We start from the raw sequence: 12,718 nt of genomic DNA on the forward strand, positions 1-12,718 counted from the left end.
GCCTATCCCTAGTCCCTCTTAAACAAATCCCTCGTATACACCTTGTCCGCCACGTCAGCGAGCTCGTCGCTCCAGCGGTTGGCGACGATCACGTCGCAGCCGGCCTTGAAGGCCTCCAGGTCGTGCGTGACCTCGGACCCGAAGAACTCCGGCGCGTCCAGCGTGGGCTCGTAGACCACCACGGGCACGCCCTTGGCCTTCACGCGCTTCATGACGCCCTGGATGGAGCTCGCGCGGAAGTTGTCGGAGTTGGACTTCATCGTCAGGCGGTAGACGCCCACGACCGGCTTCTCCTTGCCGGCGTAGACGCGGTCCCACACCATCTGCAGCACCTCGTCGGCGACGAAGTCCTTGCGGGTGCGGTTGGCCTCGACGATGGCCTCGATCAGGTTCTGCGGCACGTCCCTGTAGTTGGCGAGCAGCTGCTTGGTGTCCTTGGGCAGGCAGTAGCCGCCGTAGCCGAAGCTGGGGTTGTTGTAGTGGCTGCCGATGCGCGGCTCCAGGCACACGCCGTCGATGACGTCGCGGGTGTTGAGGCCTCGCACCTCGCAGTAGGTGTCGAGCTCGTTGAAGTAGGCCACCCGCAGCGCCAGGTAGGTGTTGGCGAACAGCTTGACGGCCTCGGCCTCGGTGGTGCCCAGCACGAGCTCCGGGATGCCCTTCGAGCCGTCGGCGTTCACGCGCTCCAGCTCGGCTGGGTCCGCCCCTTGGGCAAGCAGGCGTGCGAAGCGCTCGGCGGCGGCGACGGCATCGGCATCCTCCTTGGGCGCCCCCACCACGATGCGGCTGGGGTGCAGGTTGTCGTAGAGTGCCTTGCTCTCACGCAGGAACTCCGGGCTGAAGAAGATCCTGCTGTCGCCCAGCCTCTCACGAAGGCCCGCTGTGTAGCCCACCGGGATGGTCGACTTGATGACGATCCAGGCGTCCGGGTTCACCGAGCGCACGGCGGCGATGGCGGCCTCGACGGAGCTCGTGTCGAAGAAGTTCCTATCGCTGTCGTAGTTGGTGGGCGTGGCGATGACGGCGTAGTCGGCGCCCGTGTAGGCCTCGGCCACGTCGACGGTGGCGTGCAGGTCGAGCTCACGCTCCCCCGCATTTGCCTCCGCAAGGAAGCGCTCGATCTCGTCGTCCTGGATGGGCGACTGGTAGTCGTTGATCTTCTCGACCTTCTCGGGCACGATGTCCAGCGCGTGCACCTCGTTGTGCTGCGAGAGCAGAACGGCGAGGGACAGGCCGACGTAGCCGGTACCGGCGACAGCGATCTTCATGTCATTCTCCAATTGTCAAAGAGCAATAATTCGCATTAAAAATGGCCCCTATTACAGGGCCATGATTTCCTAAATGTTGTAATAGCGCTTATACCACTTGGCGAAGGCCCTCAGGCCGTCCTCGAGCGGAGTCGCGGGCCTGTAGCCCAGGTCGCGCTGGAGCGCCGTGGTGTCAGCGTAGGTGACGGGCACGTCGCCGGGCTGCATCGGCACGAGCTGCTTGTGGGCCTCGAAGTCGTAGTCGGCCGGGAGCACGCCCTCCTCCACCAGCACGCGCTGCAGCGTGTCGACGAAGTCGAGCAGGTTCTCGGGGTGCGAGTTGCCGATGTTGTAGACTCGGTGGGCGGCGAGGGGCAGCCCGTCCTCGCCCATCTGGACCTCGGGGGCGGAGTCCATGACGCGCCTGACGCCCTCGACGATGTCGTCGACGTAGGTGAAGTCGCGACGGCAGTCGCCCATGTTGAAGATCTTGATGGTATCGCCGCGGCGAAGCTTCTCGGTGAAGCCGAAGTAGGCCATGTCGGGCCTGCCCATGGGGCCGTACACCGTGAAGAAGCGCAGGCCGGTCGCGGGGATGGAGTACAGTTTTGAGTAGGCGGCCGCCATGAGCTCGTTGGACTTCTTGGTGGCGGCGTAGAGCGACACCGGCGAGTCCACGCGGTCCTCCTCGGAGAACGGCACCTTCTTGTTGCCGCCGTAGACCGAGCTGGAGCTGGCGTAGACGAGGTGCTTGACCGGGTGGTGGCGGCAGGCCTCAAGGATGTTGAAGAAGCCGACCAGGTTGCTCTCGAGGTAGGCGCGCGGGTTCTCGATGGAGTAGCGCACGCCCGCCTGGGCGGCGAGGTTCACCACGACGTCGAAGCCGTTCTCGGCGAACAGGCGCTCGATGAGGGCGGCGTCGCAGAGGTCGCCGCGCACGAACGTAAAGCGGCCGTCGGCATCGGCCTCGGCCAGCATGCGCAGGCGCGCGTCCTTGATGCCGGGGTCGTAGTAGCTGTTGAGGTTGTCGAGGCCGACGATCACATCGTCAGTCTCCTCGAGCAGTTTCTTGACGAGGAACGCGCCGATGAAGCCGGCGGCTCCAGTTACCAATACCTTTCTTGCCATTTCTCCTCTTTCGTTGTCAATGTGTTAAATAGGGAAGAGCGCTTGCGCCCACTAGAGGAAGTAGCAGGCAGGTTCCAGAGTTTGTAGTTGCGCGTTCTCAAGGCGAGCTGGACGTCGGGCCAGCTCGCCTGCATGGTGGTCTGTATGTCCTCGAATTCAGGCACCGACGCAAGGATGTCGACATGAGGGCGCGGGAGAGAAGCGGCACGTGCAGCCTTGTGCATTACTTTCTTGGTTACAGCTTGCATTGGCGTGTTCCATCTTGTTGTTCGATCATTTGCGCAGGCGAGTCTCGACGTAGGCACGCTTCTCGTCGCAGGACATATGCTTGGTCATAAGTAATTCATTTGCGTGCTTGTCGCGATACTCCTCTACCGTACAGATAGGGCGGGCCGGGATGCCAGCGACCACAGTGCCGTCAGGGACGTCGTGAGTGACGACAGCGCATGCCCCGACGATGCAGTCACGGCCGATGGTGACCCCCGGCAGAATCATGGCGTTCATACCGATGTGACAGTTGTCGCCGATGGTCACGCGGCCAAACCGATCGCAGTCCGCAAGCTCAGGGTACTTATGGCGCAGCACCCAGCAGCCTCCATCGTGGGTAGTTATCTTAACGCCCCCCGTTATGCGAACGTTGTCCCCGATGGAGACGAGCCATGGCTCGGAGCCCAGTTCATAACCATTGAGAATCTCGCACCCCTCCCCGATGGTGAGGCCGCGCTTCTTGAGAATGGCGAGCTTCTTATCGGCGGGGGTGAGTTTCCATTTCAGCGTGGATAGCAATCCCATATCACATCACTTTCTATACAGCTGCTCTTCTCGCAGGGATCATTGCGACTAGGTGCTTGAGCGGCATCTCAAGTGCATGGTGCAAAAGCAACGCGCCGACTATCGATATCACGGTAACAACGAGGTAATCCACAATTCCCGCCCACCCAAAGGCGTCACGCATGAGAGCCAGGACATAGATATTCAGCAGATAGGACTCCAGACTGGCCTTGCCGAGCAATTCGAGGAAGCGCTCAAAGGGAAGCCTTTGCGGAGCAGAAACCCAGAAAGCAATAACAAGGGCGGGTATGAAGGACGTGCACCCCGTGTTCCTAGAGAGGAACCAGCCGAGCAATGCGAGAACGCTCCCAAGTGCAGCGGCTTTGACAGATACCCCCCCCCGAGACTTTCCGGATATCAAGCGGTCGGCGAGTAAATAGCCCGTGAAGAAGGACGGGATCCGCTGGAAGACATTCGCGACGTTGAGCGCGAGGCCGGCATCCGTAAAGGCGGCCTTCAGGAATAGCGCGACGGCGGCACTCAGAACGGTCGCCACGGTGCAGACGACAGGCGCGCCAAGGCGGCGGCAGAAGCCATCCACCAGTGGGACCAAGAGGTAAAGCGGCACGAGCATGGCCACATACCAAGCCCCCCGGTGGAACAGCCAATACGACAGCGTAGAGACGTCGAGCACGAACAACCCCCAGTCGCCCTGCTTGGCAACGAGGATGTCAGAGGCAAAATAGAACGGGACGGCGAGTACGAGGTACGGAACGCCCACCTTGACGAGCCTCTTCCAATAAAATTCGCGGGCGATGGGGCACTTAGCCATGGAGTGGCATATGCCGAAGCCGCTCACGAGCAGGAAGACGTCAACGCCCCAGTTTGCGTAGGTGAAAAACGCACCGAAGGTGCCCAGGTCGGCGTAGGAGTACACGTGGGCAAAATAGATCATGAGGGCCGCTACGCCCATAACCAAAGTCCGCCTCTCGCGGAGGCGCTGGATACTGAACTCGAGTACCGTCATCGGCTGCACGCCCCCCGCAAAGACCCCAAGAACTCAGTCATCTGCACCACGTAATTTTCGGGCTGGAAGAGCTCCTTGGATTTAGCAAGCGTGACGCGCTTCATATCGATCAATTCGTCGTCTGACATGCAGCAGGCGCTCCTGACGCCCTCGGCGAGCGAGGCTAGTTTGAGGTCGGGAACGACGATGCCGTCGACGCCGGGCGAGAGCACGAGATCGGCGCCGCCTACGGCATTACAAAGCATGGGCACTCCGTTGGACATGCATTCCGCGAATTTGGTGGAGAAGCCAGCGCGGGCGTAGAGCGCGGGCTGCCGGAACAAGATGCCGAAGTCCGCCCTTCGGAGCATCTCAATGACGGCAGCATGCGGGAGCCTGCCGTGGAACCTGACTGCAGCGCCCGCTCCACGGCCGTGCAGTAGGATCTCGCCCTCCCTCTGGCTCACGCCCACAACGTCGAGCTCGGGCTCAGTCTCAAAGGACCCTGCGCAGGAGGCCATGGCCTCAACGAAGCAGTCGATGTAGTCCTTGCCTGCGGGAGACCCTGCGTAAAAGAAGCGGGTTGACTTCCTCTTGGCGAACTCGAGTGGCGGAACTTCGTCTAGTGCGTCGCCCGAGCGGTTGAGCGGCGGGAGAAACATAACGCGTGGGGCGCCCTGGGCCTTTTTGAGTTCCTCGAAGTGCTCCTTGAAGAAGGGAGATATAGCTAGCACCCCATCGACCGATTCGTCGGCGTCGGTGACGCGTCTCTCCCGCGACTTGGCTACGATCCATTTGGCGAGGTCGCCGTCGAAGTGAGTCTCGAACCAGTCAGTCTCGTCGACGAGGACCGGTACGCCCGCGCTGCGGCACACACGCTCGATGGCCTTGGCGAGGCGGTTCTGGATTGCGTAGTAGATGACGACAGCGGGATTTACGCGGGCCATGGCCTCGTTGAAGGCGGGGATGCTCACACGCGATACAAGACGCTCGGCGTACTTCGCGGCCAGCTGGCGACCGCTGAGGGTCAGACCCTTGGGAAACTCGACTGGGTAGTCGAATTCCTCGACGAGGGCAGGCAGCTTCGGGTCAGCTATGCCTGCAACCATGAAATGGGGTTCGTAGCCGCACATGGAGAGAAGATCGGCGATGGCGAAGGCATGCTTGGTGGGTGCATTGCTGCCAGGAATGCCTTGGACAACGTAGAGGATGCGGTTGCTACTGCTCAATGGCCGACTCCTTCGCTAGCTTTCTGTTGAGGTAGACCGGGTATACGACCGAGGAGCTGAGCATAGTAACGATGGTGCCAAGCAGGACGCCTGAGCTCGACCCGAGCATGTTTGCAAACAGGTACGAAAGCGGAATGTTCGCAATCGCCTGTCCCACGGCCAGCGCCATCATCATCTTCATGCACGCCATACCGTTTGACACCTGCGACCAGATGGCGTTCCAGCTGTACACCAGGCAATATGCGAACATGAGCCAGACAAGGTCAGTCGAGGTATCGAGGTGTTGCCCTAGCCAAATGTCCGTGATGGGCGTGTAGGCAAGGGCGAGCACGAGGCAGCAGGCCGCGGGCAAGGCGAGCAACTTCTCCATGTGCCGAACGTTGCCTTTGATGCCCGAAACGTCACCCCGCGCATAGCGCGCCGTTATGGAGGACCAGTACGGCGAAACCATGGTAGCGTACAGGCTGACGGGGACGGTAAACAGTTTGAAGGCAGTGGCGTACGGCGTGACCGCCTCGGGCCCGAAGATGTTGGAGACTATGACATTATCAGTGCTCGAGAGGACCAGTGATGCCATCTGGATGATGAAGAACTGGACACCGAGCCCGGTGACATCCCTAGCCATGCTCTTGTCGTACGCCATCGGGGTCGGCACCCAGGGGCGACGCTTCCTGAAGAAGGCAAACGTGAACGCAAGCTCGATAACGAGTGCAGAGATGCCGTAGGCAATGGCAACCGACATGAGCCTGTCGGAGTCAAAAAAGCCGAGCATGAGGACGCTCATGAGCATGCACGCCTGCTGGGCCACGCCGAGCAGGCTAACGAAGTGCGCCTCTTGCACCGCAAAGAAGAGGCTTTTGCAGATGGAGAACACGAAGCCGATACACATGAGCGCGAAGCTGACTGCTATAACGGGTTCGGCGTTGCCGTAGAGCGGCTCAGGAATGTTGAGTAACGCGTTCCAGTCGATGAACTGGAAAACGATGAGCGCCACAGTCATTACGCCCAGGACGACGATACTCAGCAGCACGTAGGCGCTTGATATGAGGGACTTGACCTCGGAATCATCGGCATCCTTGGCCAGGGCGGCGCTGAGTTTGTTGCGCAGACCGTTGCCGATGCCAATATCGAAATAGTTTACCCAGGAGATTACATTCAGAACCGTTGCCCAGATGCCATAGAGGCCGGTGCCCAAGTAGCCCAAGATGACAGGCACGTACAACATACTCAGCACCATGCTCGCAGCCTTGTAGAAGGCGAGCAGCATACTGTTCTTCTTGAGGTTCTTCTCGGAATAATCCGCCATACAGCTAGTTCCAGACGCTATGGGCCGCGATGCGGGTATATGCCCCGAGCAACGCTTTCCGGTTTGCAGTTCTTGAGTGGTTTATGTTGGCCCTTTCCCTGCCCGCATCACCGAGCTCGCGAGCGAGTGATTCGTCCGTGAGGACACGGATGAGGGCGTCCGATATAAGCTCGGTCTCGTTGAAGGGCACGAGCAGGGCCTCCTTGCCGTGCTCCGCGATGTCGGGCACACCGCCCACGAATGTAGCGACGCAGGGCAACCCCATCATCATGGCCTCACCCATGGAGTTAGGGGAGTTCTCTATCGCAGAGGTGGACACAAAGGCAGAGCAGAGCGCCATCTGGGCGATGACCTCGGCGGGGCCGAGCGAACCCACGAACTCGAAACGGTCGCGAACGCCAAGTTCATCCATCTTCCTCGCCAGATACCGATCGTAGGAGGAACCTCTCAAGGGGTCTGTGCGAAGGCCAAAAGAGCCTGCGACGACGACTTGCACGTCGGGCACCCGCCGCGCGACGGCGGGCAGGGCCTCGACGAGGCGGTACATGGCTTTGATGGGCTTGGAGCCCTGACTGAAGTAGAGCCTATGCGATGACGCGTCCCTCGTCGGAGAGGCTTCATAGAACTCGGGCCGAAGGCTTTCCCCGACGTGGTGGTACTCGATATCGGGGTTCACAAGCCGACAACAGCCCTCGTCCCACCTCGTGCGCCCTATAATATGGTGAACCAAGGCGATAAGTCGTTCCTCGCTTTGGCCCCGCCTCCGGTAGCCCTCACGCTGCTGGTAGAGAGAATAGTGGTTCTTGAGCTCGGAAAGCGTCATGCACTTAAGCCAGGCATCCGGGAAACCAGGCATGAATTGGCGGCTAATTACTGACACGAGGCCCTGGATCGAGACAACCGTCCTGTCTAGCAGCCCGCAGTCCCCGGCGGCTTGGGCCATGAGCTCGCCGAACTCGTTCTCCGAGCCGAAGATGTGTACGACGTCGGGCTTGGTCGATGCAAGGACTTCGGTGAACAGGCCTTTTGCGGCATCGCGTTCGCGGAGGTCTCCCTTTGACCAGAAAAAGCCGTGGGCCTCGAAACCGGTACCTGAGGACCGTTCCACCCTTGGCTCGGCTTTCTGAGGATAAAAGATGATGAGCTCATGCTCACCGACAGACATCACGTCGGCGAAGGCGCCGTCGAGCCACCCACTATTTACAGATCCGCTACGCCCAAGCGCCTCGCTTATCGCACGCACCGGCGCGTTGCACAGCCACGCTATCCTCATCGGCAGTCACCCCCTTCTCGTTGCACAGGGCGAGATAGACAGAGATGGAAACGAGCAGCGGCGTCAGTACGAGCGACTGTGAAACCGCGAAGTTGAAGTACAGGAACAGATAACTACAGACGGCGGCGGCGCCAATACGCGAGCTAAATACGGGAGCCAAAAGCCAGTAGAGGTACGCGAGAGCGAACGGAAAGCCCAATGCGGCCGTGGTGGTAAACAACCCGGCGCCTACCGACAGCGCGCCCTTGTATGCCTGGACCTCGTCGAATCCGACTCCAAAGGGGTGCTGCGTCAACAGCTCTAGGGACGCCACGACCGAGTCGATTCTCACTGCACCGTTGCCCTGGTTTACGTTGAAGGAACCCTCGGAGCTGAAGAGCTTGCTGAATACGGACTCAACGAGGATGGATGCGTCGCCGCGCACGTAGTAGTCGCACACCAACGCCATAAGGCCCAACGACACCAAAAGAACCAGATATTGCTTGAAACCACCCTTCGCTGAGACTTTTCGTCTGCGCAGGTCCCCGGAGGGGAGGATGAAATAGAACGCAAGCATGGCAAGCAACGAAATAAATCCGGTCGTAGATCCGCAGGTAACGATGCCGAGGAGGAAGACCAGGGCAGAGACGGCACGCTCCTTGGGGCTGACGCTCATCCGCTCGTACATGAACACGACACAGAAGAGGGCCGCCGTGAGGACCCCTTGGAAGACGCCAGGCTCGGTGAAGATGCCAATGTTGCGTGCTTCGCCTTCGCGAACGCAGCACAGGAAAAGGCCCTTGGTGTGGAAGTTCAGTGAATCTGCCGCCGCCATGCTGTAATAGGTGCCTTGCGACTCGAACTCATAGAAGGGCAGCCTGTAGTACAGGCCGGGGACTGCGAGACGGGCGAAGTAGAGTACCAGACTCACCGCCGTTAAGAAGCATATGATCCGGAGCATGCGCTTGAGGAAGTTCGCCGGCGATACCTTGATGGCGAAGACGATGAGGCCGATGGTCAGTGCATATCGGGTGAATACTGAGATGCCCGCACCGCCAGCCGTGATCCTTACCAACATGGACATCACGAGGACGCTCGTTACAAACGCCACATCACGGAAGTGCCAGTACTTGGGGACGAGAAGCGCGATTGCTATGACGAATACAGCGAGGTAGTTGACGTAGGGCTCGATGAAGTATGACATGAGATACGAGTTGCCCGTGAGTAGCACGCAGTAGCAGAGCAAGTACTGGATAACCGCCCGCTTGCGGCCACCTTCCTTGACAGGAGACGCTGCCGGGACATTGAAGAAATTATTGTTCATAATGGCTATGAGATCAGCCTCCGCCAGGAGTTTCCGATGTTTTCGAGCGAAAGCTCGTCGCGGAGCATTCGGGCCCGAGTCGAAATGGTTTGCGCAAATTCGAGGTCATCAACAATCCAGTCAAATGAGCGCGCCTCGGCAGCAAGATCGTCGACGTCGACGAGCAAGCCGTTTACACCGTCTTCGATGACCGTCTCGGCTCCGCCGCCGAGACAGCGAGTGCAGACCGTGGGTACGCCCATAGCAAGCGCCTCGAGCATGGAGTTCGACAGTCCTTCGAATCGCGAGGACATGACGAAGGCCGACGCAGTTCGCACGTGCTCGAGGGCGTCTGGACTGAAGCCCTCAAAGACTACGGATTCTGCGACGCCGAGATCGTTCGCGAGCTGCTTGAGTTCGGCTTCCAAGCTTCCCTTGCCGAAAACCTCAAGCGTGAAGTCAGGATGGGACTTATGGAACTCGGCGAACGCTCTGATTGTCATGCCGTGGTTCTTCTGCTTCTCCAAGCGCCCTGAGGTCACGATGGCCTTGCGCCTGGGCCCCTCGAAGGGCTCGGGGACAGAGCCGGATATGGGGTTCAGGATGACCGTGCCCTTTTCCTGTAGGGATCGTGGGAACAAATCCTTCTGGGACTGCGTCTGGAAAACGATAGCCGCTGCCTTGTGATACAGGACATCACGAACGCCGGGAAGTGCAGCGTTGCCCGGGAAGTCGAAACGCGGGTCATTACGGACTGATACGACGACTTTATTGGGCAAGCCTGTGGATGCCATGAGCGTGTACATGTTCTGATGCGGCAGAAAAGAGATGAAGGTCGCCTTAGGGTTGGCCTTCATGGCGCAACGTATGCAACGAATCTGCTGCAGGGGCTTGACCGAGGGACTAGCAAATCGTGAAATTACCTCGACTCCTTTTGGAATGTCGTAATCAATGAGTGGGCTCTTTGTTAGCAGGTACGTAAACTTAAAGCCATGAGCAACGAAGTACGACGCGAGCGCAAGCGAGACACGCTCGGCCCCGCCACCCATAAGGGAAGGGTGAACAAAAACAATATGCCCAGCTTCATTTGTTAACGTCTTTGAATTCAATTTCATCCTCTAATTACCGCTGACTGCATTGCAATAGATGCCGAGTATTTCGCTCAAGAGCAGATTGATATCGAATGAGCTGAGTATCTTTTTTCGGGCCAAAGTTCCCATTTCTTTTCTAAGCTCGCTTGATTCGAGAAGATGATTCAATGCAACGGCCAGAGCTTGATGGTTATCAACCGGAATCAGAACTCCATTAACACCATCATTAATTACTTGAGGAATTCCACCAACGGGAGTGGCGACAGTTGGAATTCCTCTGGCCATGGCCTCAAGAACGCTCATGGGGAGCCCCTCGTTTTTGGAGGGAAGGCAATACACCGCTGCACGCTCGAAGAGCTCCTCGCGTTCTGCGCCCGCGACCCAGCCGTGGAACTCGCAGCGGTCGGCAATACCGAGCTCTGCCGCAAGAGATTTATTCTTTTCAACCTCTCCGTCTCCACCAAATACGACCTTGGTGTCGGGGAAACGCGACAGGATTTCTCTTGACGCGCGCAAGAGCACGTCAGGGCTCTTGTTCGCGTCAAGACGTCCTAAAAATAGGACGTCTTGACGCGAACAAGGTGAGCACGGCTTATCCGGAACTTTAACACCGTTATGAACAACGTTAATCTTCTCAAGATCGCAAACGTTTTCCGAAAAGTAATCGCGCCACTCTTCCGACAGAACCACAACTCGGTCGGCGATACTAAATGTCTTTCTTACATCACTACGGTAGGAATCTCCGCCCTCTTCAAAAGCCTTCTTAAACTCCCCATCGTGATCGTGCAGTATCACGTACTTACCTGCTTTGCGGGCCATACGAGCCATAATTGACTTTCGTTTGTAGGACCCACGGGCGCTTATGTGTAAATGAATGATGTCATAAGATGGCATGATCATCGCATAGCGCACTAACGACCGGGTAAATGCGAGAGACTTACCGAGTTTTGAAGAACCGACGCCCGTCCCCAGGTACTCGAATTTATCACATGCCTCAGGAAGGCCTCCATCGAGATAACCCTGCACGACGGAAACAATTCCACCGTGCAAAGAAAGGTCGGGACCGACCATCAGAACTTTCGCGTGTATTTTATTCTTAGCTGAAGCCATCGTTATCCTTTAAGCCGCGAACCTAAGCAGCGAGCAGGTACCCCCCCCCAAATTGAATACTCAGGTTCCACGTCTTTGGTCACCACGGCCCCAGCAGCAATTACGCAGGAATCAGAGATATGGACACCCTTTAGAATCGTCACTCCACTGCCCATCCACACGTCATTACCGATAACGACATCCTGGTCGTTATCGGGTAGCTTGTCCTCATCGGTAAGTTCCATCATGGGGCGATCGAGGATGTCGGTGCGGTGATCGCCGGTGATAACGGTAAGGTTGGGTCCGCTCATGACATAGTCGCCGATGTGAATTTTCGCCCGGGTTGTGAGCAGCGTTGTTCCAGGGCCAAGGTACACGTCATGGCCCATGTAGATATTGCCCGCTCCGGCAATCTCGCTGCGGCGGCCCAGGGTTACGTTCTTGCCGCAAGCAGCAAAGGAACGCCGTAGCGAGGGCATAAGAAGTAGCTTGTTGTAAGCACGGGGGATGCCGTCGAGGATCCTATAGGCGAGACCCATAGCTACGCTTTCCTCCACACCATCTTGTCCACGACGCCTGTGTAGCTCTGGATGATCTTGACCACCTTGGTGGACACGGCCTCATCGGCGTAGTCGGGCACGGGGGCCTCGGGCAGCGACCCCTCCGCGTCGAGCTCGACGGCGGTGCGGACGGCCTGCAGCAGGCCGCGCTCGGAGATGCCGGCCAGCGTGAAGCAGGCCTTGTCCAGGGCCTCGGGGCGCTCGGTGGAGGTGCGGATGCACACCGCGGGGAACGGATGCCCGACGCTCGCGAAGAAGCTGGACTCCTCGGGCAGGGTGCCGGAGTCGGACACCACCGCGAAGGCGTTCATCTGCAGGCAGTTGTAGTCGTGGAAGCCCATGGGCTCGTGCATGCGCACGCGCGGGTCGAGCTCGAAGCCGGTGGCCTCCAGGCGCTTGCGGGAGCGCGGGTGGCAGGAGTACAGGATCGGCATGTCGTATTTCTCGGCCAGCGCGTTGATGGCGGTGAACAGGCTCGTGAAGTTCGCCTCGGTGTCGATGTTCTCCTCGCGGTGCGCGGACAGCAGCATGTACTTCTTCGGCTCCAGGCCGAGCTCGGAGAGGACGTCGGAGGCCTCGATCTTGCCCAGGTTGGCGCGCAGGACCTCGGCCATGGGAGAGCCCGTGACGTAGGTGCGCTCCGGGGCGCAGCCGGTGTCCTTGAGGTAGCGGCGGGCGTGCTCGGAGTAGGCCAGGTTGACGTCGGAGATCACGTCGACGATGCGGCGGTTGGTCT

General features: G+C 59.0%; 12 protein-coding genes. All 12 read right to left on the bottom strand.

Annotation, left to right across the window (positions count from 1 at the left end):
* Nucleotides 1–8: 8 nt before the first annotated feature.
* On the bottom strand, nt 9–1,268 hold the full coding sequence (locus tag AAA138_RS08275; protein ID WP_349090404.1) for a nucleotide sugar dehydrogenase: 1,260 nt from the start codon (nt 1,266–1,268) through the stop codon (nt 9–11).
* A 69-nt stretch (nt 1,269–1,337) separates the two neighbouring features.
* Nucleotides 1,338–2,375 (bottom strand): NAD-dependent epimerase/dehydratase family protein, encoded by a 1,038-nt coding sequence (locus AAA138_RS08280; RefSeq protein ID WP_349090405.1) that lies wholly within the window; start codon nt 2,373–2,375, stop codon nt 1,338–1,340.
* A 273-nt stretch (nt 2,376–2,648) separates the two neighbouring features.
* On the bottom strand, nt 2,649–3,167 hold the full coding sequence (locus AAA138_RS08285; protein WP_349090406.1) for an acyltransferase: 519 nt from the start codon (nt 3,165–3,167) through the stop codon (nt 2,649–2,651).
* A 13-nt stretch (nt 3,168–3,180) separates the two neighbouring features.
* A complete protein-coding gene (locus tag AAA138_RS08290) occupies nt 3,181–4,173 on the bottom strand; it encodes an acyltransferase (RefSeq protein ID WP_349090407.1) in 993 nt (330 codons plus the stop codon).
* The gene (locus AAA138_RS08295) at nt 4,170–5,381 is read right to left on the bottom strand and encodes a glycosyltransferase (protein WP_349090408.1); all 1,212 of its coding nucleotides are present in this window, start codon (nt 5,379–5,381) and stop codon (nt 4,170–4,172) included. Before AAA138_RS08295 ends, AAA138_RS08290 begins: the two co-directional genes overlap by 4 nt.
* Nucleotides 5,371–6,687 (bottom strand): oligosaccharide flippase family protein, encoded by a 1,317-nt coding sequence (locus tag AAA138_RS08300; RefSeq protein WP_349090409.1) that lies wholly within the window; start codon nt 6,685–6,687, stop codon nt 5,371–5,373. The genes AAA138_RS08295 and AAA138_RS08300 overlap by 11 nt, the downstream gene beginning before the upstream one ends.
* 4 nt (nt 6,688–6,691) lie before the next feature.
* Nucleotides 6,692–7,960, bottom strand: coding sequence for a glycosyltransferase (locus tag AAA138_RS08305; protein WP_349090410.1), 1,269 nt, complete (start codon nt 7,958–7,960; stop codon nt 6,692–6,694).
* Nucleotides 7,899–9,263, bottom strand: a complete 1,365-nt coding sequence (locus AAA138_RS08310) for a hypothetical protein (RefSeq protein ID WP_349090411.1) — start codon at nt 9,261–9,263, stop codon at nt 7,899–7,901. Before AAA138_RS08310 ends, AAA138_RS08305 begins: the two co-directional genes overlap by 62 nt.
* A gap of 5 nt (nt 9,264–9,268) precedes the next feature.
* On the bottom strand, nt 9,269–10,351 hold the full coding sequence (locus AAA138_RS08315; RefSeq protein WP_349090412.1) for a glycosyltransferase: 1,083 nt from the start codon (nt 10,349–10,351) through the stop codon (nt 9,269–9,271).
* A gap of 9 nt (nt 10,352–10,360) precedes the next feature.
* A complete protein-coding gene (locus AAA138_RS08320) occupies nt 10,361–11,443 on the bottom strand; it encodes a glycosyltransferase family 4 protein (RefSeq protein WP_349090413.1) in 1,083 nt (360 codons plus the stop codon).
* Between the two features lie 2 nt (nt 11,444–11,445).
* On the bottom strand, nt 11,446–11,961 hold the full coding sequence (locus AAA138_RS08325; protein ID WP_349090414.1) for an acyltransferase: 516 nt from the start codon (nt 11,959–11,961) through the stop codon (nt 11,446–11,448).
* Between the two features lie 2 nt (nt 11,962–11,963).
* The coding region (locus AAA138_RS08330; protein WP_349090415.1) for a UDP-N-acetylglucosamine 2-epimerase at nt 11,964–12,718 on the bottom strand (755 nt) is incomplete at its 5' end.

Source organism: Collinsella sp. CLA-JM-H32B (assembly GCF_040098065.1).
Classification (GTDB): Bacteria; Actinomycetota; Coriobacteriia; order Coriobacteriales; family Coriobacteriaceae; genus Collinsella.